General features: G+C 37.0%; 18 protein-coding genes and 1 tRNA gene. 7 read left to right on the forward strand and 12 right to left on the reverse strand.

Annotated elements, in window-relative coordinates:
- Window positions 1-154: 154 nt before the first annotated feature.
- The 7 genes from BXY82_RS03020 to BXY82_RS03050 form a co-directional block, all read right to left on the reverse strand.
- Window positions 155-631: an ExbD/TolR family protein gene (locus BXY82_RS03020; RefSeq protein ID WP_133756696.1), complete on the reverse strand. Its 477-nt coding sequence runs from the start codon at window positions 629-631 to the stop codon at window positions 155-157.
- A 20-nt stretch (window positions 632-651) separates the two neighbouring features.
- On the reverse strand, window positions 652-1251 hold the full coding sequence (locus tag BXY82_RS03025) for an ExbD/TolR family protein (RefSeq protein ID WP_133756697.1): 600 nt from the start codon (window positions 1249-1251) through the stop codon (window positions 652-654).
- 2 nt (window positions 1252-1253) lie between these two features.
- Window positions 1254-1706 (reverse strand): hypothetical protein, encoded by a 453-nt coding sequence (locus tag BXY82_RS03030; RefSeq protein WP_133756698.1) that lies wholly within the window; start codon window positions 1704-1706, stop codon window positions 1254-1256.
- Between the two features lie 21 nt (window positions 1707-1727).
- Window positions 1728-2507 carry a MotA/TolQ/ExbB proton channel family protein gene (locus BXY82_RS03035; protein WP_133756699.1) on the reverse strand — a complete coding sequence of 260 codons (780 nt, stop codon included), beginning with the start codon at window positions 2505-2507 and terminating at the stop codon, window positions 1728-1730.
- Window positions 2508-2699: 192 nt separating this feature from the next.
- A tRNA-Ser gene (locus BXY82_RS03040) sits at window positions 2700-2787 on the reverse strand.
- 72 nt (window positions 2788-2859) lie between these two features.
- On the reverse strand, window positions 2860-3891 hold the full coding sequence (locus BXY82_RS03045) for an asparaginase (protein WP_133756700.1): 1032 nt from the start codon (window positions 3889-3891) through the stop codon (window positions 2860-2862).
- A 3-nt stretch (window positions 3892-3894) separates the two neighbouring features.
- Window positions 3895-4662, reverse strand: a complete 768-nt coding sequence (locus BXY82_RS03050; protein ID WP_133756701.1) for a TatD family hydrolase — start codon at window positions 4660-4662, stop codon at window positions 3895-3897.
- A 234-nt stretch (window positions 4663-4896) separates the two neighbouring features.
- On the opposite strand from BXY82_RS03050, the gene BXY82_RS03055 reads away from it, so the two are divergent.
- Both BXY82_RS03055 and BXY82_RS03060 read left to right on the forward strand, forming a co-directional pair.
- Window positions 4897-5361, forward strand: a complete 465-nt coding sequence (locus tag BXY82_RS03055; RefSeq protein WP_133756702.1) for a retropepsin-like aspartic protease — start codon at window positions 4897-4899, stop codon at window positions 5359-5361.
- Between the two features lie 62 nt (window positions 5362-5423).
- Window positions 5424-6059 carry a response regulator gene (locus BXY82_RS03060; RefSeq protein ID WP_133756703.1) on the forward strand — a complete coding sequence of 212 codons (636 nt, stop codon included), beginning with the start codon at window positions 5424-5426 and terminating at the stop codon, window positions 6057-6059.
- Between the two features lie 770 nt (window positions 6060-6829).
- Here BXY82_RS03060 and odhB read toward each other — a convergent pair.
- The gene (gene odhB / locus BXY82_RS03065; protein WP_133756704.1) at window positions 6830-8101 is read right to left on the reverse strand and encodes a 2-oxoglutarate dehydrogenase complex dihydrolipoyllysine-residue succinyltransferase; all 1272 of its coding nucleotides are present in this window, start codon (window positions 8099-8101) and stop codon (window positions 6830-6832) included.
- Window positions 8102-8173: 72 nt separating this feature from the next.
- A complete protein-coding gene (locus tag BXY82_RS03070; RefSeq protein WP_133757404.1) occupies window positions 8174-10933 on the reverse strand; it encodes a 2-oxoglutarate dehydrogenase E1 component in 2760 nt (919 codons plus the stop codon).
- 169 nt (window positions 10934-11102) lie between these two features.
- On the opposite strand from BXY82_RS03070, the gene BXY82_RS03075 reads away from it, so the two are divergent.
- Complete coding sequence (locus BXY82_RS03075; RefSeq protein WP_133756705.1) at window positions 11103-11591, forward strand: alpha-ketoglutarate decarboxylase; 489 nt, start codon at window positions 11103-11105, stop codon at window positions 11589-11591.
- 30 nt (window positions 11592-11621) lie between these two features.
- On the opposite strand, the gene BXY82_RS03080 is transcribed toward BXY82_RS03075, so the two are convergent.
- Window positions 11622-11972: a hypothetical protein gene (locus tag BXY82_RS03080; RefSeq protein WP_133756706.1), complete on the reverse strand. Its 351-nt coding sequence runs from the start codon at window positions 11970-11972 to the stop codon at window positions 11622-11624.
- A gap of 5 nt (window positions 11973-11977) precedes the next feature.
- Window positions 11978-12952, reverse strand: a complete 975-nt coding sequence (locus BXY82_RS03085; protein WP_133756707.1) for a polyprenyl synthetase family protein — start codon at window positions 12950-12952, stop codon at window positions 11978-11980.
- A gap of 187 nt (window positions 12953-13139) precedes the next feature.
- Here BXY82_RS03085 and BXY82_RS03090 point away from each other — a divergent pair, with 187 nt between their 5' ends.
- The 4 genes from BXY82_RS03090 to BXY82_RS03105 are packed head-to-tail and all read left to right on the forward strand — an operon-like array spanning window position 13140 to window position 19726.
- On the forward strand, window positions 13140-13691 hold the full coding sequence (locus BXY82_RS03090) for a TetR/AcrR family transcriptional regulator (RefSeq protein WP_394345920.1): 552 nt from the start codon (window positions 13140-13142) through the stop codon (window positions 13689-13691).
- A complete protein-coding gene (locus BXY82_RS03095) occupies window positions 13681-15033 on the forward strand; it encodes a TolC family protein (RefSeq protein WP_133756709.1) in 1353 nt (450 codons plus the stop codon). Before BXY82_RS03090 ends, BXY82_RS03095 begins: the two co-directional genes overlap by 11 nt.
- Window positions 15034-15045: 12 nt before the next feature.
- Window positions 15046-16233, forward strand: a complete 1188-nt coding sequence (locus BXY82_RS03100; RefSeq protein WP_133756710.1) for an efflux RND transporter periplasmic adaptor subunit — start codon at window positions 15046-15048, stop codon at window positions 16231-16233.
- The gene (locus BXY82_RS03105; RefSeq protein WP_133756711.1) at window positions 16226-19726 is read left to right on the forward strand and encodes an efflux RND transporter permease subunit; all 3501 of its coding nucleotides are present in this window, start codon (window positions 16226-16228) and stop codon (window positions 19724-19726) included. The genes BXY82_RS03100 and BXY82_RS03105 overlap by 8 nt, the downstream gene beginning before the upstream one ends.
- A 258-nt stretch (window positions 19727-19984) precedes the next feature.
- Here the strand turns inward: BXY82_RS03105 and BXY82_RS03110 are convergent, their stop codons facing one another.
- Complete coding sequence (locus tag BXY82_RS03110) at window positions 19985-22303, reverse strand: inorganic phosphate transporter (protein ID WP_133756712.1); 2319 nt, start codon at window positions 22301-22303, stop codon at window positions 19985-19987.
- Window positions 22304-22358: the final 55 nt, after the last annotated feature.

A 22358-nucleotide genomic window follows, 5' to 3' on the forward strand; every position in this document is an offset into this window, starting at 1 on the left:
CACATGTAACATTACATTATAAACACACTTATAAACGCCATAGTGAAGCGACATATAACCTAAAAAGTTTTAATCTAAATACCATCACAAAAAAAAGCATCCTACATAAAGTAGAATGCTTTTCAGACTATTTAACTAATACATTTTAGTATTTTTAATTATCTTTTACATCACCTTTTTTAGTGGTATAATTGATTTTTAAGGCGTTCTCTTTTCTAAGTTCTTTCTTAACATCCCCAACCAATCCCATGTTAGCGCCTTCGTCAACTTTAAGAGCAACGGTCAAGAACGGAATTAGCTCTTCTCTTTTAGAGGCTCTTTCAGAAGCAATAAAAGCTTTGATATCAGAAAGTTCAGCAAACTTATCATTAAGTTGGATACGCGATTCTTTACCATACTGACCTTGGAAAGCTTCTTGAGGTTTACCTATATAGATATACATTATCAAGTCTTTCTTATCAAGTTTTTCAACCTGATCTGCAAAAGGTAATTTGTTTTCAATCTTTAACGTTGTATCACGCATTGTCGTTGCCACCATAAAAAAGAACAATAGCATAAATACAATGTCTGGTAAAGACGCTGTTGATATTGCCGGTAAATCGCCTGATTTCTTTTTATTAAATTTGGCCATATTGCTTTTTTTCTAAATTATTATTGAACTTCTGATAGCTTCTGAGGGTATTCAATCTTAATCTTTTCGATTTTCTCTTTAAGATTTTCCTTGTTCCCTATCCAATTAACATCGCTGTAATTAGCTTCCATTTCCTTTAAGGTTTTCCCATACAGCTCCATAGCTCTTCTATCTCTTAACTGATTGTAGGCTGCTACCAATTCATTTTGAACAGAAATGTAGACACCATACTTGGTCTCTCTTTCATTCTTCAATGAAATAATGGCCTTGTCAGGGTTGTCAGAAGATTTTGGATCTTTTTTACCTTTACAATAAGAGCAAGCGTCCTCTCCTACACCACCACCGTTGTCTAAAAATTCAACAGCAGCTTTTCTTAAATCTTTAAGTTCCATCAACTCATCTTCAACTAAAAGTTGGTTCTTACCGTTGATTAAAACTGTAAAAATGTTCTTCTGTTTAATGATAGGTGGTTCTACCTTTTCATCATCAATTGGAGGTAATTTTCTGTTTAAACCTGTATCGGTTTCAATGGTCGTTGTGACCAAGAAAAAGATAAGAAGCAAAAATGCAATATCAGCCATGGATCCTGCATTAACTTCGGGTGCTGATCTCTTTGCCATAATTACTTAGTTATTTTTTTGACTCCTGCAACAGCCATTGCTGCGGCAGCTCCAATGATTAGGATGTAAAACGCTATTAAACCTGCACCTACCATATGTGCCTCTCCTTCAGTTGCAGGGGCTCCATTATAGAGATAGTTTCCTGCGTCATCACCACTAGATACGAGATAAGATATTATTAAGACTGCTGCAAAAGCGCCTACTCCTATTAATGTGTTTTTTAATGAACTTGTATTTGTAAACAAGTTTTTAATTACAAAAAACAGAACGAAAGCTATAGTCAGTGCAAAAATAATGTAAGTTACAAAAGCCATTGGATCTATAATGGCACTGTCGCCATCAAGAGCTGCAGCTTTAATTGCTTCATCACCTTTTGAGATAATCATCACTAAAAAGATGATACCTGCAAGGCCCAAAAGCGCAGCTACTATTTTTAATATTTTGTGTAAATTCATAATTTTTTATAATTGGTCGGTTTATCTTTTGTATCTCACAAGCATATCCATCAATGTGATAGATGCATCTTCCATATCATTTACAATACTATCAATTTTAGCAATGATATAGTTGTAAAATACTTGAAGAATAATGGCTACAATAAGACCAAAAACCGTTGTTAAAAGTGCTACTTTAATACCACCCGCAACAAGTGAAGGTTGCATATCTCCAGCAGCTTCAATTTTATCAAAGGCTTGAATCATACCGATTACAGTACCCATGAACCCTAACATTGGCGCTAATGCGATAAACAATGAAATCCATGACACGTTTTTCTCTAATTGACCCATTTGAACACCACCGTAAGCAATGACAGCTTTCTCAGCAGCATCTAAATCGCCGTCTGCCCTATCTAAACCTTGGTAATAAATAGAAGCAACAGGTCCTTTTGTATTTCTACAAACTTCCTTAGCAGCTTCAATTCCACCTGATTGTAAAGCATCTTCTACATTTTGGACTAATTTCTTAGTGTTTGTAGTAGATAAGTTTAAAAAGATAATTCTCTCAATGGCAATTGCAAGTCCTAAAATTAAACAAAGCAATACAATACCCATAAAACCTGGGCCACCTTCAATAAAACGTTTCTTTAATTCTTGATGAAACCCTAGATCGTCTTCAGCCTGAGCCGGAGTCTCGTCTTGAGTTACTGTTGCAACGGTTGTAGTCGCCATTGATGCTGTAGTTGCGAAGTTATTTGCACTTACAGTTCCGAAAGCCATGATTCCTGCAATGGCTAGGATAGAAAATAGTCTTTTCATTGTTCTGATCTTAATTTTATTAGTTAAAGTGTTAAAGATATAAAAAAATTGCAATTAAAAAATAAAAATGCGGGAGAGTCTAGGAGATTAATGATATCTCAAACCCAACTACTACCGTGGTTGTGCAATATAATTCTTGTTCAAGTGGTTGACTTTAATCAGAAATGACAACCACTGCCTCAAAATTAATTGCAGAGAGGAAGGGATTCGAACCCTCGATACCCTTTTGAGGTATACACGCTTTCCAGGCGTGCGCCTTCGACCGCTCGGCCACCTCTCTAAAATTTAGAACTTAATTGCTGTGCCAAATAACGAAAAAATCTTTTAGGTCAGAAAATTTTAAGCGTTAATTTTAAGACATTTCTCCACGCAAAGAGGTTTCAAATATGGTTTTGAAGGTTTTAGAAGAAATTTTTTCTCCCAACAGATACATTAATTTGGTAACTGCGGCCTCAGTTGTGATGTCTTTTCCTGAAATGACACCCATTTTTTTCAATTGTGAACTGGTTTCATATTGACCCATGTTTACACTTCCTCCAGAACATTGTGTAACGTTGATTACGGGAATCCCGCTTTTAATCTTACTTTTTACGAGATTGATAAACCAATCTTCAGTAGTAGTATTTCCTGCACCGTAGGTTTCTAATATAATGCCTTTGATATAGGGTGAAGAAAACATGCACTCTAACACAGGTTGTGAAATACCAGGAAACATTTTAATTAAGGCTATATGGTTTTCTAGTTTTTTATGCACCTTAAACGTTTTGCGAGTATTTGGTTTAAACAAATGGTCTTTTGATACTTTTAAATGCACCCCGGACTCGGCCAAATCAGGATAATTTAAAGACTCAAAGGCTTCAAAATGTTCCGCATTTATCTTTGTGGTCCTATTACCACGGTAAAGCTTATATTCAAAATACAGGCCTACTTCTTTTATAACAGGTTTACCTTGGTACTGTAAAGAGGCCATTTGTATGGATGTGATGAGATTTTCTTTAGCATCCGTTCGCAAATCGCCAATTGGCAATTGAGATCCGGTTAAGATTACAGGTTTGGCCAAATTTTCAAGCATAAAACTCAATGCTGAAGCCGTATAGCTCATTGTGTCACTTCCATGCAATACCACAAAACCATCAAACGAAGAATAATTATTCTCGATAACCTCAGCAATTTGGATCCAATATTGCGGATTCATGTTTGAAGAATCTATGGGCTCTTCAAATGAATAGGTTGTTATTTGACAATCCAACAGTTTCAACTCAGGAATTTTTTTGATCAAATTACTAAAATCAAATGCTTTCAGAGCACCTGATTCTGCATGTTTGATCATACCAATAGTACCTCCTGTATAAATTAATAAAATTTTGGGTTGTTGGTTAGACATCTTTTAAATTTTAAAAATGGCTTTAGAATTTTCAGTGGTAATTTCGGCAATTTTTTCAGGTGACGCACTGTAGAGTTCAGATAATTTATCTAAAACTTTTATTATGTAGGCACTTTCATTACGTTTCCCTCTAAAAGGCGTTGGCGACAAATATGGAGCATCAGTTTCTAAGACGATATGTTTTAAATCAATTTCATTCAAGAATTTATCGACGCCTCCATTTTTAAAAGTCACAACGCCACCAATACCTAGTTTCATATTATAGGAAATTGCCCGTTTCGCCTGCTCTAAAGTTCCGGTAAAACAATGGAAGATGCCAAATAAATCATCTGACTTCTCCGATTCTAAGACTTCAAATATCTCATCAAAAGCATCACGACAATGAATAACGATAGGCAACTGATACTTTTTAGCGAGTTTAATTTGATGTTTGAATGCTTCTTTCTGGATTTCTAAGGTAGATTGATCCCAATATAAGTCGATACCAATTTCTCCAATCGCTACAAATTCCCGTTTGGACAGCAGGTCTTCAACATGGCTTAATTCCTCTTTATAATTCTCCTTAACTGACGTGGGATGCAAACCCGTCATCAAATATACATGTTCAGGAAAATCGGCCTCCAACTGCATCATGGCCTCTGTATAAGTGGAATCGATAGCGGGTATAAAAAAGCGAGACACATTCGCTGCAAGAGCACGTTCAATCATAGCTTTTCGATCGTCATCAAACGCAGGGCTATATAAATGGGTATGGGTATCTGTAATAATCATTATGCAAAAGTATAGGTTCTTTAACAAATAATTGCACTCAACTCAATTGGAGTTTAAGTTATAAGCCATCTTAAAAAACTTATACCGCCTCAACTCAGTGCATCTTAACAATTACACGCTTGACAACATATTTAATTTAGCAAAACATTTTACAACCCTATATATTTATAATTTCATTGGGATGTTGACCAAATTAAAAGTTCTATTTTTAGTGCTATAAATGAAAAATCGATTATGAAAGCAAAATCCCATCAAAAACCTAACTCCTTAAAAGATTTTCTTCTAGAAAAAGGTTATATCAAGGTGAAGCTCAAATTGACCAAAACCAATCATTTCGAAATTAAAGCCACTATAAATGGCGTAAAGGGACTTTTTATTTTAGATACAGGCGCATCAAACTCGTGTGTGGGGTTTGAAGGACTTGAAACATTTAAACTCACCGCAAAAGATTCTGATGTAAAAGCCGCTGGAGCTGGCGCCACGGACATGTTAACTCAACTTTCAAAAAAAAACAAACTAAAAATTGGCACCTGGAAAAAAGACAAAGTAGCGTTGGTACTATTTAATTTAACGCATGTTAATACCGCCCTTTTACATCATAATGCCCAACCTGTAGATGGCATTATTGGCGCTGATGTCTTGAAGAAGGCAAAAGCAATTATCGATTATGAAAAGAATTATGTTTATTTAAAAATGTAGTAATAGCCCCGTTTTTATAACAAAGTAGTACCTTTAAATTCCCTAACAATACGTAATAGCCCATGCAAGCCTCTATAATTATAGCAGACGATCACCCTCTCATTCTTAAAGGTCTCACAGATTTTCTAGTTGAAAAACAGTATAACCTTACTGGAAGCGCCGCGAATGGCAAAGAAGCATTCGAGATGATTCAATCACAACGCCCAGATATTGCCATATTAGATATACAAATGCCTTATTTAACCGGGCTTGAAATAGCACAAAAGTGCCAAGATTTAAACCTCACCACCAAAATAGTCCTGATTACTTTTGAAAAGGATGAAAGTATTTACGCACAAGCTAAAACTTTAGAAATATACGGATACGTTCTTAAGGAATTTGCACTTGAAGAGATTGAAAACTGTATTGCTGCCGTACTAAAAGGTCGCGCCTATTTTAGCCCTGAATTGATTGAATATCTCGAAATTGACGAAGCACCTAAAGAACTGACGACTTTGACGCCCACTGAAAAAGAGGTGCTGAGACTTATTGCCAAAAATAAAACGGCTAAAGAAATAGGCAATATCCTATTTACGTCCAGTAGAACAGTGGAAAAACACAAAAGCCATATTATTAAAAAACTCAATTTAGAGTCTAAAGCGGGTAGTTTGGCCCTTTATGCCAAAGAGAATGAATCTTACCTTATAAAAAATACGTAGTTTTACGTATTGTTTGATAACATCTTTATAGCGATCTTTATAGTGCTATTAATCACACTGTTTGGAGGAACAGAGAAGCTCTGAATTTCAAAGAGATTCAGAGCTTTTTCATAAAGATAACAATCATGAAACATCATTTCAGCCTGAGCAATATATTTTTCGCTTTGGGATTAATCACAACCTCAATTCTGGTAATCTCAATGAATATTTTAGTCGCTTTTTTTTAATTCGTTAGTTTTATAATTATAAGAGCGCACTCTAAACAAGAGTGCGCTTTTTGTATTATAAAAAATCAAAAGAATCAAAAATATACGTAGTTCTACGTATTGTATGGTACGCAAATAATGACGAAATTTACAGTGCTATTAATTCTTAGGGGAATTATTTTATAGAGCTCTGGATTGTCATTGATTCAGGGCTTTATTATTTAAGAGCATTTCTAAGCCAAAAATACGTAACTCTACGTATTGTTTCATGTTGCCGCAAATCCGAAATTTGCACAGTATCTAGTTGTCAGTAAAGGCTTACTATAGCAAAAATTGAACTTCTAAATTACAGAAATTGCATACCCAAATTATCTATATGTTTAAGCCTATGAAAAAAAACAGCACGCATTGGAGCAAGTTATTTATCATCACTATCATCTTAAGCGCCGTATTGATCATCACCGCTAATATTTTGGTTACCTTCTTTTAAAACTAACCTAACCACCAAATCAAAAGGGACACTTCTATGAAGTGTCCCTTTGTGATATTATCTATTAATTAAGATTATAATTCTAACGCTCTCTTAACATCGTTATCCATTAACAACTCTGTCGGATTTTCGAGAGCTTCTTTTATGGCCACTAAGAAACCAACACTTTCCTTACCATCAATAATTCTATGGTCATAAGAAACTGCTAAGTACATTATTGGTCTAATTTCTACATGTCCATCTATTGCAACAGGTCGCTCTACAATATTGTGCATTCCTAAAATTGCACTTTGTGGTGGGTTAATAATTGGTGTAGACAGCATACTGCCAAAAACACCACCGTTAGAAATCGTAAATGTCCCCCCGGTCATTTCATCTACGGTAATTTGACCATCACGAGCTCTAATAGCCAGTCGTTTGACCTCTGCTTCAACCCCTCTGAAGGTTAGATTTTCAGCGTTTCTAATTACCGGAACCATCAAGCCCTTTGGACCGGATACCGCAATACTGATATCACAAAAATCAAAACTGATCATTTCCTGACCATCAATCATGGAGTTCACTGCAGGATATTGCTGTAGAGCTCTCACCGCTGCAAGGGTGAAGAAACTCATAAAGCCCAAACCAACACCATGTTTTGTTTTAAATGTTTCTTTGTATTCTTCGCGCAATTTAAAAATGGCTGTCATATCAACCTCATTGAATGTGGTTAACATAGCGGTTTCATTTTTAGCGGATACCAAACGTTCAGCAACCTTACGACGCAACATAGATAATCTTGAGCGCGACTCACCACGTCTTCCTCCAGTTGGCGTTCCCATAGATGGTACTGCTTTCACCGCATCATCTTTAGTAATACGTCCATCTTTACCTGAACCACTTACATCTGAAGCAGATATGTTTTTTTCAGCCAAAACTTTCTTAGCGGCTGGACTTGCAACACCAGAAGCATAAGTTTTTTGGGATGGATTTTCCTGTTTCTTAGATTCTCCCGTATTTGGGGTTTCCTTTTGTTCTTTAGCCAATTCTTTTTCAACGTCTTTATCACCGGAACCTTCATCACCTGTAGACTCAGATTTTTCAGAATCTGAACCACCACCTGGTTTTTCAGCGGCTGTATCAATTAAACAAACCACTTCTCCAACGGCAACAGCATCACCTTCTTCTGCCTTTAATGTAATAATTCCGCTGGCTTCAGCAGGAAGCTCTAAGGTAGCTTTATCACTATCTACTTCAGCAATAGCCTGATCTTTTTCTACATAATCGCCATCTGCAACTAACCAAGCTGCAATTTCTACTTCTGTAATGGACTCTCCTGGTGAAGGAACTTTCATTTCTAAAATCATAGTTCTTATTGTTTTTTGTAACCTATTGGTTTGCGTTGTTGAATTCCCGCATCAGCAGGAGTATTTTTAATTTTATCGTTGGTTATTTTTTGTTTTGTCAAAGACATAGTCAATCACTTCTTTATGACGACGCTTAGAACGTGTTGAGCTACCCGCCGCTGGCGCACCATAAGCTCGTCTGGAGGCTATTCTAAACGATTTTGACTCTTCAAAATGCATCATCATAAAACTATAAGCGCCCATGTTACGCGGTTCTTCCTGTGCCCATACAATGTCATTAGCATGCTCATATTTCTTTAAAATATCACGCATTTGTTTTGCTGGCAACGGGAACAATTGCTCTATTCGCACCAATGCCACATCATCTCTTTTCTGTTCTTCCTTGACCTCCAGTAGGTCATAATAAAATTTTCCGGTCACGAATACGAGTGATTTTACTTTCTTCACATCAGCCTTATCATCATCAATAACCATTTGGAAACTTCCATTTGCAAATTCATCAACCGTTGACACCACTAAAGGGTGACGTAACAAGCTCTTAGGTGTAAATATAATTAATGGTTTTCTAAAGTTTGCTTTTACTTGTCTTCTTAACAAATGATACATATTGGCAGGTGTCGTACAGTCTGCAACATACATATTGTCACTAGCGCAAAGTTGCAAGTAGCGTTCCATACGCGCTGATGAATGTTCAGCGCCTTGACCTTCATAACCATGTGGCAATAACATTACCAATCCATTTTGTAGTTTCCATTTGTCTTCGGCAGCTGAAATGTATTGATCCAACATAATTTGTGCTCCATTACTAAAGTCTCCAAATTGCGCTTCCCAAATGGTTAACGTTTTAGGACTTGCCATAGCATAACCGTAGTCAAAACCAACCACGCCATATTCAGAAAGCAAGGAGTTATAAATAAAGAATTTACCTTGATGGTCACTAATATGATTCAATAAAACAATTTCTTCTTCACTGTCTTCAACTTTAACAACGGCATGACGATGGGAAAAGGTGCCGCGTTCCACATCTTGTCCAGATATACGTACATCATGACCTTCTTCCAATAATGTTCCATAAGCTAAATGTTCAGCCATTGCCCAATCTAATTTGTCCTCGTCAAACATCATTTTTCGAGATTTAACCAGACGTTCAATTTTGCGGATAAATTTTTTATCTTCTGGTAAATTTGAAATAACATCAGCAATTTTGGTCAGCTTTTCTTTAGGAAAAGTCGTATCCACAGCTTCCATCATCTTGTGCTCATCGGCACTCTCATAACCCGTCCATTCATCTTGCATAAAGGGTGTAATAACCGTTTTTTCCTGTTTCCGGGAATCTTCCAATTCTTCTTCTAGACTTGCTTTATAGGACTCTTCAAGTTGTTGAACAAAATCCTTATCAACAATACCATCTTTTAATAATTTAGCGGCATAAATTTCTCTCGGATTTTCATGCTTCGCAATGGCTTTATATAATTTTGGCTGTGTAAAGCGAGGCTCATCGCCCTCATTATGCCCATATTTTCTATAGCCTAACAAATCAATAAACACATCGCGCTTAAAGGTCATTCTAAAATCTAAAGCGAACAACATGGCATGCACAACGGCTTCAACATCATCCGCATTAACATGCAATACGGGAGACAAGGTTACTTTGGCAACATCAGTACAGTAGGTACTAGAACGTGCATCTAAATAATTTGTAGTAAAACCAATTTGGTTGTTGATGACAATATGAATAGTGCCATTGGTTTTATAACCATCCAAATTCACCATTTGAATTACTTCATAGACTATGCCTTGCCCTGCAATTGCAGCATCTCCATGCACAATAATCGGCAGTACCTGAGAGGGGTTGTCTGTGTATTTATCGTCTTGTTTTGCTCTCGCAATTCCTTCAACCACTGCGCCAACAGTTTCTAAATGAGAAGGGTTTGGCGCTATATTTAAGTTTATCTTTTTACCCCCTTTAGATTCTCTATCGCTAGTCCAACCCAAATGGTATTTTACATCTCCATCAAAAATTTCCTGTTCATAATCCTTTCCATCAAATTCGCTAAAGATATCTTTTGCTGACTTCCCAAAAATATTAATTAAAGTACTTAAACGGCCGCGGTGTGCCATTCCCATTACAAATTCTTTAACACCAACTTCTGCCGCACTTTCAATAAGTGTGTCCAAAGCCGGAATCAAAGACTCACCACCTTCCAATGAAAAGCGCTTTTGCCCTACATATTTGGTATGTAAAAAGTTTTCAAATGAAACAGCTTCATTCAGTTTAGTAAGAATGTGCTTCTTTTGATCTGTGGAAAACTTAGGTTGATTATCATTAACATTAAGTTTTTCCTGAATCCACGCAATTTCTTTAGGATTACGGATATACATATACTCTACACCAATTGAAGAACAGTAAATTTTCTCCAAATGTTCTATAATACTTTCCAAGGTTTGAGGCCCGGTCCCTAATATTTCTCCAGCAGAAAATACCGTTTTTAAGTCGTTTTTATGCAATCCGAAATTTTCAATGGCCAGGGTAGGCTCATACTTACGGCGTTCTCTAACAGGGTTTGTTTTGGTAAATAAATGACCTCTATTTCTGTATCCATCAATTAAGCGTACCACATTAAATTCCTTTTGCATGTGCTCAGGAATTTCAGGCGAGATACAAACGTCACCATCAGCATAGGTGGCTTCGCTGTTTTCTGAACCAAAATCGAAACCTTGAAAAAAGGCTCTCCAACTTGGTTCTACTGTATCCGGATTTTGTAAATATTGATCGTATAATTCAGCAAAGTAGGCTGAGTGAGCGGCGTTTAAAAAGGAATATTTATCCATCATTTTTTGTAAAACGTTCAGATGTTTTCAAATTTTAGTCAAAAATACAACTTTTACCAAAATAAGAATTGCTTTTAGTATATTTATATGATATAAGTGTATCGATAATCATAATACATGATTTATGAGATTTCTGCGGCATAAAAACCAAATTTTTCATCTTTTGATAATGACCATTTCTATGAATGCAGTGGGTCAATTACAAACCAGTTCCAAACCTACTGACTTCTGGAGCAGTGTCCGATTTGGAGGAGGCATTGGACTAAGTTTTGGCGATGGATTTTTTAGCGGCACACTTGCGCCTAGTGCTATTTATGAATTTAATGACCAATTTGCATTAGGAGTGGGACTTAATGGCACTTACAACAAGCAAAAAGATTTGTATAAATCCACTGTTTTAGGAGGCAGTCTGATTGGTTTATTTAATCCATTACGAGCCATCCAACTGTCAGCGGAATTTGAAGAACTTAATGTGAGCAGAAACTGGGATGACAGATTAGGGTTAACCAATGACAACTATTGGTATCCAGCCTTATTTCTTGGAGCAGGATTCCGAGCTCAAAATGTGGCTATAGGGATTAGGTATGATGTTTTATATGACAAAAACAAGAGTATCTATGCTGATGCGTGGGCCCCTTTTGTGAGGGTATATTTCTAAACCTATTTGAATTTTAATTGAAATGTATGGTTAAGAATATTGATTTCTAAAATATACTTTTTGCCATTCCCGCTTGAGAATCAAAAAAGTGACATTCTCTGACATTAGTAGAACGTCATTACCGTCCAATTCTCTAATCTTTGCTTCGGAAACATCAACAATATAAAGTAAATTTAAGTAATCCATAAATTTATTCTGAATCAATTCAAAAACCTTCTCATGCAACATTAATTTTAAACTTGTTGGGAGCACATCCGCATGAAATTCTAAGTTGATATTTGCCAAGCCCAAATCCTTGTTGAGTTGTGCCACCAATTTGGAATACAAATTAAGCTGATTGGCCTGGGCAATCAAATCATCAAAGGTCTGTAAGTCTTTCATAACAATTAAACTCTCCTATTCATTAAATCATGACCAAAATGCTTCAACATGTCTTTTTTATCTTCAGATATGGACAACTCATCTAACACAGCGAAGGCCATTTTAGTATAATTTTCAATTTCTTGACGTGTGGCATCTGCTGAACCACTAGTCTGAAATATATGCTTTGCAGTCTCTATTTTATCAGTAGCATCTGAGGGATTGATCCCAAATAAATGTTGCAACTGTAACTGGTCATCCTCATTTGAAAACTCTAAAGCTTTTAAAAACAAATAGGTTTTCTTGTTCTCAATAATATCACCTCCTACTTGCTTGCCAAACGTTTCCGGATCACCAAAGGCATCTAAATAATCATCTTGAAGTTGAAAAGCCACGCCCAATAACCTGCCAAACTCATACACATGGTCTTGGTCTTCTTTTGATGCACCTGCAACTATTGCTCCCATTTTCATGGCAGCTCCCACTAATACTGCAGTTTTAAACTCAATCATTCTTAGATACTCGTCCACGGAGACATCATCGCGAGTTTCAAAGTCCATATCGTATTGCTGCCCTTCGCACACCTCTAAAGCAGTTTTGCTAAACAATTTTGCCAATTCCTGAAAGGTGTTAGGATCATAATATTCAAATAATTGGTAGGCCATAATTAACATGGCATCTCCTGAAAGAATACCGGTATTGATGTCCCATTTTTCATGTACTGTAGGTTGACCTCTTCGCAATGGTGCATCATCCATTATATCATCATGGATTAGTGAGAAATTATGGAAAATTTCAATACTCAAGGCTGCATTTAACGCATGTTTGTAATCACCATTAAAAGCGTCAGCCGTCATTAGCGTCAATAAGGGACGAAGTCGCTTGCCTCCCAACTCTAAAATATAATGTATGGGGTCATATAAAGATGCCGGTTCTTTTACTTGAATTTTATCATCCAAATAGGCGACAAAGGCCGTGTGGTAATAAGAAATATTTTGCATCCCACAAAAATAAGGCAAATACCACTAGCAAAACAAACCTAGAACTCAATATTAATTTTATATTAAACTTAGGAAACTGTTTTTGTTTTTAAAGTTTCCTGTTGTACATTTGCAGCCCATTATGAGAGAAAATATAATTAAAAGAGCTACGGAATTGTTTCTCACACTAGGTTTTAAAAGTGTGACTATGGATGACATTGCAAATGCGTTAGGAATCTCTAAAAAAACAATCTATGTTCATTTTGAAAACAAGACCAAACTCATAGAAGCGGCAACATTTTCAGTATTGGACGATGTTTGCAAGGGTATCGATTGCATCTCCGATTCTTCAATTAACCCTATTGAAGAATTGTACGAGATTAAAAAATATGCGATGATTTATTTAAAGAATGAACAATCGTCCCCACAACATCAATTAAAAAAATACTATCCACAAATTTATCAACGTCTACAGGTGAAGCAGTTTGAGAAAATGCAAGCCACGGTTCAAGAAAGCATCCAAAAAGGCATTGATACAGGGTTATTTAGAAGTACAATAGACGTCGATTTTATATCACGCATGTATTTTAATGGGATGTCCGGTATTAGAGATGGGCATATTTTTCCACAAGACCAATTTACTATTGAATACCTCATGGAAAGTTACCTTGAATACCATTTAAGAGCCATCACTACTGACACCGGCCTATCCGTTTTAAAAAAATTCATCAACCACCAATTACAACCAAATGACATTTAGATTTTTTATCTTTTTACTGCTATTCAGCCCATTAGTAGGATTTGCGCAACAAGCACCCAATAGCTTCAGTTTGCAGGAAGCTATAGATTTTGCCTTAGAGAATAATCGCAAAGCGGTAAATGCCCAATGGGATATTGAGGCAGCCAAAGCACAAAAATGGGAAACCACAGCAACAGGGTTACCTCAAGTTAGCGCTGCAGTAGATTACCAAAACTTCTTAAAGCAGCAAGTACAGGTTATCCCTGCAGAATTTTTTGGGGGCACCCCAGGAGAATTTACCGAAGTTGTTTTTGGCACCAAACAAAGTATGAATGCCACGGCTACTTTAAGCCAAAAGATATTTGACGGGTCCTATTTGGTCGCATTACAGTCGGCCAAGGTGTTTTTGGACATTTCAAAAAACGCTAAAACAAAAACAGATTTAGAGGTTCGTAAGGGTGTTATCAATGCTTATGGAAATGTGCTTTTGGCGGCAGAAAGTGTCCAAATACTACAGCGTAATCTCGAAGTACTTCAGAAAAATCTTGATGAAACCACAAAAATCTTTGAAAACGGATTGGAAGAGGAAGAAAGTGTAGAGCAGTTACAGATTACGCTTGCTGGGGTTGAAAGCAATTTAAAAAATGTTTCACGAATGAAAACTTTGGCGCATCAAATGTTGAACATGACATTGGGACTTGAAATTAACAGACCCACCGTTCTTACTGATAATTTGGAGCGTCTTACGCAAGAGCATATTTCTTTAGGATTGTTGGAAACTCAAGCAGATGTTGAAAATACCATCGACTATCAAATTGCAGAAAACGACAAAATTTCGAAAGAACTATTATTAAAATTAGAAAAAAGTAAGGCGTTGCCAACACTTAATGCGTTTATAAATGGCGGATATTCAGCCTTTAGTGACGATTTTACGTTTTTCGACAAAGATCAGACATGGTTTGGTTCTTCCCTATTTGGGGTTAGTCTAAACGTGCCTATTTTTAGTTCAGGAATGCGAAGTGCAGCAACACAACGGGCAAAAATTAATTTAGAAAAGGCAGAGATTGATTTGATTGATAAAGAACAAAGCATTCAGTTTGAAATTGCATCAGCCAAAAGCGATTACCAATTTGCCATTGAAGATTACGACAATAAAAAACAGAATCTTAGGTTGGCAGAGCGTATTGAAGAAAAAAACCAAACCAAATTTTTTGAAGGTATTTCTTCCAGCTTTGAGTTGCGTCAGGCACAAACACAATTGTACGCGGCGCAGCAAGAATTTCTACAAGCCATGTTAGACGTCATCAACGCGAAAGCGGAATTGGAAACGGCATTGAATACAGTACAACTAAACAACCAATAGAAACCTTACCCTATGAAAAATATATTTGTATTACTAATACCAGCCCTACTACTCACCTCTTGTGGCGATGATAACAACAACACGGTAGAAAAAGCCCTAGATAGCAACAATCTTGAAACCATCAGAAAAAAGAAAGCTGAGTTGGTTGATGAGCAGCAAGTGCTACACGATAAAATTAAGATGCTTGATGAAAAGATTTCTGAGTTGGATACCACTAAAAATGTGCCGTTAATAACCACTATTAAAGCAATCCCAGAACAGTTCAATCACGTGCTGGAGCTACAAGGCAACGTAACTACCAAAAACCTTTTGGTTCTTAAACCAGAATACAATGGCATTCTTACCAATGTATATGTAAAAGAAGGACAACGCGTAAGCAAAGGTCAAACTTTGGCTAAAATTGATGATGGTGGATTAAGTCAGCAATTAGCCCAACAACAAATTCAGGCTGATTTGGCAAAAACTACCTATGAGCGTCAAAAACGTTTATGGGATCAAAAAATTGGAAGTGAGATTCAGTTTCTTCAGGCTAAATCAAACTATGAAGGACAAGCTGAGGCAGTGAGTCAAATAAGACAGCAAATAGCCAAAACAGTAATTAGAGCGCCATTTTCTGGGACTATTGATAACATTATTACAGAACAAGGAAGCGTAGTGGCGGCAGGCCAAACACAATTGATGCAGATTGTTAATTTAGACGATATGTATATTGAAACTGAAGTTCCAGAGCGTTATGTCAATGCCATTACAAAAGGCAAAGATGTTGAAGTCAACTTCCCTGTACTAGGAAAAACTATCAGTACTAAGGTACGTCAAACCAGTAGTGTAATCAACCCTGCAAATAGAACCTTTAAAGCAGAAGTTGCCATTCCTAATAAGGATAACATAATTAAACCTAACCTCACCGCGCGTTTAAAAATTAATGATTACACTAATGAAAATGCCTTGTTGATACCACAAAGTATCATCTCTGAGAACGCTGAAGGCGAGCAGTATGTCTACGTAGTTAAAGATAAAAACGATAAAAATCAGGGTATAGCCACACGAGTGGTCATCAAAACTGGAAGAACCCAAGGAGATCAAATTGAAGTTTTGGAAGGTATTGAAAACAATGCAGAACTCATTCAAGAGGGTGCTAGAAGCGTCAAGGATGGGCAAACTGTAGAGGTATTAACAATAGACGCTACACAGAATGGCTAAGAAGAACAAAAAAGTAGAAAAAAGATTTGGCTTATCATCATGGGCCATTAACAATAAAACCACAATGTATGTGCTCATTGCGGTGATTTTCTACCTCGGTATTACTGCGTTTTTTAGTATGCCAAGGGAAAGTTTCCCTGAGGTTAATGAAACTAAGATTTATGTCAGTTCTGTTTTTCCAGGAAATACTGCTGAAGACATTGAAAAATTAATTACTGATCCGCTTGAAGACAAGTTAAAAACGGTAAGCAATGTGGTGGACATCACCTCAACGTCCCAAGAAGATTTTTCTATGGTGGTGGTAGAGTTTGATGAACACATTACTGTAGAACAGGCCAAACAAAAGGTTAAAGACGAAATAGATAGTGAAACGGCTAGTGAGGACTGGCCTACATTTAATGATGCTAAAGTAAAGCCCGATGTTTTTGAGTTGAGTCTTTCAGAAGAAATGCCCATTTTAAATATCAATATTTCTGGAGATTATACTGTTGAAAAACTAAAAGAGTTTGCAGAATACCTTCAGGATGAAATTGAAGACATTCAAGAAATCAAGAAAGCTGATATCCGTGGAGCTCAGGAAAAAGAAGTAGAAATAGCGGTAGACATCTATAAAATGATGGCCTCTGAAGTGACCTTTAATGATATTATTGGCGCCATTAAAAACGGCAACGTTACCATGTCTGCCGGCAACTTAATTGCAAGCGGACAACGCCGAACCATTCGCATCTTAGGTGAAATTGAATCGCCTAAAGAATTGGAAAATTTTGTGGTAAAAGCCGAAGACGGAAACGCCATCTATCTTAAGGATGTGGCTACGGTAACTTTTCATGAAGAAGACAAAACTACATTTGCGCGCGAATTTGGTGAGCCTGTTGTGATGCTAGACGTTAAAAAACGTGCTGGCAAAAATATGGTAGCGGCAGTAGAACAAATCAAGGTGGTTGTTGAGAAAGCCAAAGCGGACATCTTTCCTCCAAATCTTAAAGTAAGTATTACCAATGATCAATCTTCCGTAACCATCGGACAGGTGGACGATTTGGTGAATAACATCATTTTCGGGGTGATTCTTGTAGTCACTGTGTTAATGTTCTTTCTAGGATTTAAAAACGCCATTTTCGTGGGGTTTGCCATTCCTATGTCCATGTTTATGTCTTTAATGATATTGAACATGTTAGGTCAAAGCTTGAATACCATGGTGCTTTTCGGACTCATTATGGGCCTTGGGATGTTGGTAGACAATGGTATTGTAGTGGTTGAAAATGTCTATCGTTTGATGGATGAAGAAGGCATGAGTCGTATAGAAGCGGCAAAGGAGGGAATTGGCGAAATTGCTTTCCCAATTATCATTTCTACCGCCACCACTGTTGCTGCATTTATTCCTTTAGGCTTGTGGCCCGGAATTATGGGCGAATTCATGATGATTTTACCAATCACATTATCTGTAGTTTTAGGCTCGTCCTTATTTGTGGCCATATTCTTTAACTCCGTGTTGGTTTCGCAATTTATGAGTATTGAAGACAAGAATATGCCTTTAAAACGCATCATCATCACCACAAGTGTTATGGTGGTGATAGGTTTGATTGTGTTTTTTACTGCGGGCGACTACCGTGCGTTAGGCACCATAATGATCTTCACGGCCATTATGCTGTGGGTATACCGACTTTTTTTAAGGGGCTGGGCTAACAACTTTCAGAATCACACCCTTGTTAAATTAGAAAATTGGTATGAACGTCAACTGCGCAGCGCTCTTTCTGGAAAAATGCCGTATATATTAAGCATTGGTACCTTCGCGTTGTTGATTTTGGCATTTGTGGCTTTTGGCGCGTCACTGTCTTCCCAACGTACTAAGGTTGAGTTTTTCCCAGATAATAAGCCGAATCAGATTATTGTTTATATAGAATACCCACAAGGGACGGCTATTGAAAAAACCAATGCCATTACCCAACAAATTGAAAAGCGGGTCTATGATGTTATCAATGACAAACAGTACAAAGAAGGAGATTATAACTTTTTAGTAGAAAGTGCTGTTTCTCAAGTTGGAGAAGGTGCCGGAAACCCACAGACTGACATGGGCTCTGCAGCTGAAATGCCCCATAAAGCCAAAATTACCGCCTCTATGCGCGAGTATAAATTTAGACAAGGTGCGGATAGTGAGCTCCTTCGACAAAAAGTACAAGAAAAATTAGTGGGTATTTATCCAGGGGTTTTAATTTCTGTTGAAAAGGATGCCAACGGTCCTCCTGCGGGATCACCAATTAATATTGAAATTGAAGGCGATGATTATAATGAGTTAATTGCAACCGCTGAAAACATGCGCGAATTTATCAATACCAAAAACATTGCCGGCATTGATGAGCTCAAAATTGATGTAAATAAAGACAAGCCAACCATGCGTGTTACTGTAGATCGTGAGAAAGCAGGCGAACTTGGCGTGAGTGCATCGCAAGTAGGGCAACAGCTCCGTAATTCGATATTTGGGGCCAAAGCTGGAATCTATAAAGATGGCGGTGACGATTTTGATATTAACGTGCGTTTTAATGAAGAAAACCGTTATAATACCAGTGCAATATTCAATCAAAACATCACCTTTAGGGACAATAAGGGTCAGATTAAGAACATCCCGTTATCTACGCTGATTAAATATGAAAACAACTCCGGATTTAGCGCCATTAAACACAAAGGCACCAACCGTGTGGTAACCGTTTATTCTGCGCTGTCTCCTGGTTATACTGACGCCGGTGCCATTGTAACACAGATTCAGAATGAGATGAAAAGTTACGAAGGTTTACCTGAAAACATCAAGATTGATTACACAGGACAAATTGAAGAACAAAACAAGCAAATGACGTTCTTAATGGGCGCCTTCTTTACGGGGCTCGGCTTGATCTTTTTTATCCTGATTTTTCAATTTAATTCCATTTCAAAGCCCGCTATAATCATGCTGGCAATCTTTTTAAGTTTGATTGGTGTGTTTGGTGGTCTTGTAGTTACAGGAAGCGCATTCGTAATTATGATGACTATGGTGGGCATTATTGCCTTAGCTGGAATAGTTGTTAATAACGGTGTGGTACTATTGGATTATGCCGAATTGCTTATAGAACGTAAAAAGAATGCACTCAATCTCGAAAAAAGTGATTATTTAGAAACCGAAGATCTCTTTGAAACGATTGTCAAAGCAGGAAAAGCGCGTTTGCGACCTGTATTGTTGACGGCCATTACGACGATTTTAGGATTGATCCCTTTAGCCATCGGACTTAACATTAACTTCTTTACCTTATTTAAAGAGTTTGATGCTAATATTTATATTGGTGGTGATAACGTGGTGTTTTGGGGTCCTCTGGCTTGGACCGTTATATACGGATTACTGATAGCCACATTCCTTACCTTAATAGTAGTACCAATTTTATTTTTCTTAATCACCAAATTTAAAATGTGGTTACGTACAAAGATGAAATCGGTTAACGAAGACTTGGATCAAGAGTTAGCAGAGTAATTAATTTGCTACAACTTATATTAAAAAGGCTACATGACAGTGATCGTGTAGCCTTTTTACTTTGTTGCGTGTTAATAAAGACTAACTGCTGAATCAACTCCAAACACATCACATTTATATTATAATTACCCCTAAAGAAGCCTTTAATAGAGAAAAAAGTACGCAGCTGACAATATATTTAAAGACCACAATACAAAAACACCCTAAGCCGATTGAATATCCGTTTAGGGTGTTTACTGTAAGACACTGTAGTATTTCCTATTTTTTGTGTTTATCAGGAAATGTAATCGGTTTTACTGAACTGTCATGAGCGTTATGATATTCTTCCAACAGATTCATAGTAGCATTTAACAAATCTTTTGTCTCCAACAAAATACTGAAATATAGTGTCGTATTTTTAGGGCTAGATTCTTCCGTACGTGTACGCTCTACTTGCTTTTGAATTTTATCGGTTACAAGCGTGATGATCTCTTTTTTTCTTCCTAATATAATACCAATTTCTTCAAATGAGTGCGATTCAAAAGCATTCCTAGTATTATTGAAAAAGCGTTCAAAACGTTCATCCACTTCCTTCAGTTCCTTAATCTGACTAAATTTCAATTTCTTATGGTTATTATGGATGTGCTTATGACTCACCTTAGAAATGTATTCTAAAGACTGGGTCATATCTTGCAAATACCCTAGAATATTGATGTAAAAATTACTGGCTCCTACACTAGATTCATCTAAGTTCTTTATGAAATAGAACACATTGTCACGCAATTCATCCACTTCTTCAGACAGTTTTCTTACCTGTTTCTTGTTCTTTTTCAACATGGACAAATCTTGTAACGCCAGACCATTGATGGCATTGGTGTAAATTTTATTACCTCGCTTGATTACATTGGCAATATTATTGGCACTCTCATGAATGACGCCTTGTACAGAACTGCTCTCGGTTTTATTCAATCGGTCTTCAGCTTTGCTCTCTTTAATCTTATTATTATGCGCTATAGAACTTTTAATCAGTAAAGCAAAGGCCACCAATAGCAAGATTGGGAACATCACCTTAACATTTAAATTTAACAAATACGCTACCAAAGCCGCTGCAAAGAAGGCACTAATGGCGGTAAAAAACCAGCCGCCAATAACATTAATTACTCCAGCAACTCTATAGACCGCACTTTCTGCACCCCAAGCTCTATCAGCCAATGAAGTACCCATGGCCACCATAAATGTAACGTATGTGGTTGATAAAGGCAATTTATAGGAAGTGGCGATGGCAATCAGCACTGCTGCTACCATTAAATTAACTGCGGCCCTTACCAAGTCAAAAGAAGGTAATTCGTGCACTTTATCTTTTGCCAATTTTATAACCGGAGCCTCAAATTGTTTGTCAATTTTTTCTTCCCAAGATTTTGGCAAAATATAAGAGGTAACCTGAGAGATGCCCATGGCCATTCTCACAAAGTTTCTTGACAAGAAATTAGGTTGAAAACGTTCTTTAGTTTCGCCTTGACTCGCCAAATCGAGAGAGGTTTTTACAACCCCTTTAGCTTTAGAAGAGAACCATAAGGTTAACACCATAACGATACCAGCACCTAGCAATAATAGTGTAGGGGTTGATGCTTTCTCTCCCAAACTCGCCATCGGAAATTCAGAAGCAGATAAACCAAGCGTATTCACGGCAGGATTTGTAAAATCAGAATAGGCTTGAAAAGCCCCCATAGATGGCCCGATAAAGTTTACTAAATCGTTCCCTGCAAAAGCTAACGCCAAAGCAAAAGTACCAACCAAAATGATCAACTTATAAATATTTGTTTTCAAAAAGACAATAACAGCATAAGACAAGGCCGTCCATACTAAGAAACTTAACGATACAATATAAAAAGCTTGATGTTCTAAGAATTCCTTGATGGTTTCCCCACTGGTAAAATCATAACTTTGTTTAGCCAAGTTTGTTCCACCAATACCTTTAAGAAAAATAAAGTACGTAATTGATGTTAACGCAATCCCACCAAATAATGCACCTACCCAATTTGCTTTTCTCTCAAAGTCATACGAAAGCAACAATCTGGCGACCCACTGCACAATGGCTCCTACAGAAAATGCGATAACCACGGAGAGCAGGATCCCGGAAATAATTTCTGTTACTTTGGCAGTATTGATATAATCTATGACATCAGCAAAATTGCCACTGTCATGACTGATTTTTATCAGTGTCATTGCCACAGAAGCTCCAAGTAATTCGAATACAATGGACACCGTCGTAGAGGTTGGCAATCCCATGGAATTGAAGAAATCTAACAACAAAATATCAGTAATCATCACCGCCATAAAAATGATCATAATCTCGCTGAACATAAATTGCTCCGGATTGAAGATCCCTTTCCGTGCAATTTCCATCATCCCACTAGAAAATATGGCACCAATGGCAATACCTAAACTCGCAACTATCATGAGTGTTCTAAAAGAAACCGCTTTAGAACCAATTGCTGAGTTTAAAAAGTTAACCGCGTCATTACTAACCCCGACCACCAAATCAGCAACCGCTAAAATGGCCAAAGCAATGATCATGTACAAATAAATATTCTCCATAATTTAATTTAAAATAGTTTGCAAATATCCTAAGTGTTTTTAAAGGTAGTGTTAC

It is taken from the genome of Gelidibacter sediminis (assembly GCF_004364975.1).
In the GTDB taxonomy this organism is placed as follows: domain Bacteria; phylum Bacteroidota; class Bacteroidia; order Flavobacteriales; family Flavobacteriaceae; genus Gelidibacter; species Gelidibacter sediminis.

Coding starts and splice junctions, on each gene's coding strand:
- BXY82_RS03020 (WP_133756696.1), bottom strand. CDS start 631: ATGGCCAAATTTAATAAAAAGAAATCAGGCGATTTACCGGCAATATCA.
- BXY82_RS03025 (WP_133756697.1), bottom strand. CDS start 1,251: ATGGCAAAGAGATCAGCACCCGAAGTTAATGCAGGATCCATGGCTGAT.
- BXY82_RS03030 (WP_133756698.1), bottom strand. CDS start 1,706: ATGAATTTACACAAAATATTAAAAATAGTAGCTGCGCTTTTGGGCCTT.
- BXY82_RS03035 (WP_133756699.1), bottom strand. CDS start 2,507: ATGAAAAGACTATTTTCTATCCTAGCCATTGCAGGAATCATGGCTTTC.
- BXY82_RS03045 (WP_133756700.1), bottom strand. CDS start 3,891: ATGTCTAACCAACAACCCAAAATTTTATTAATTTATACAGGAGGTACT.
- BXY82_RS03050 (WP_133756701.1), bottom strand. CDS start 4,662: ATGATTATTACAGATACCCATACCCATTTATATAGCCCTGCGTTTGAT.
- BXY82_RS03055 (WP_133756702.1), top strand. CDS start 4,897: ATGAAAGCAAAATCCCATCAAAAACCTAACTCCTTAAAAGATTTTCTT.
- BXY82_RS03060 (WP_133756703.1), top strand. CDS start 5,424: ATGCAAGCCTCTATAATTATAGCAGACGATCACCCTCTCATTCTTAAA.
- odhB (WP_133756704.1), bottom strand. CDS start 8,101: ATGATTTTAGAAATGAAAGTTCCTTCACCAGGAGAGTCCATTACAGAA.
- BXY82_RS03070 (WP_133757404.1), bottom strand. CDS start 10,933: ATGGATAAATATTCCTTTTTAAACGCCGCTCACTCAGCCTACTTTGCT.
- BXY82_RS03075 (WP_133756705.1), top strand. CDS start 11,103: ATGACCATTTCTATGAATGCAGTGGGTCAATTACAAACCAGTTCCAAA.
- BXY82_RS03080 (WP_133756706.1), bottom strand. CDS start 11,972: ATGAAAGACTTACAGACCTTTGATGATTTGATTGCCCAGGCCAATCAG.
- BXY82_RS03085 (WP_133756707.1), bottom strand. CDS start 12,952: ATGCAAAATATTTCTTATTACCACACGGCCTTTGTCGCCTATTTGGAT.
- BXY82_RS03090 (WP_394345920.1), top strand. CDS start 13,140: ATGGATGACATTGCAAATGCGTTAGGAATCTCTAAAAAAACAATCTAT.
- BXY82_RS03095 (WP_133756709.1), top strand. CDS start 13,681: ATGACATTTAGATTTTTTATCTTTTTACTGCTATTCAGCCCATTAGTA.
- BXY82_RS03100 (WP_133756710.1), top strand. CDS start 15,046: ATGAAAAATATATTTGTATTACTAATACCAGCCCTACTACTCACCTCT.
- BXY82_RS03105 (WP_133756711.1), top strand. CDS start 16,226: ATGGCTAAGAAGAACAAAAAAGTAGAAAAAAGATTTGGCTTATCATCA.
- BXY82_RS03110 (WP_133756712.1), bottom strand. CDS start 22,303: ATGGAGAATATTTATTTGTACATGATCATTGCTTTGGCCATTTTAGCG.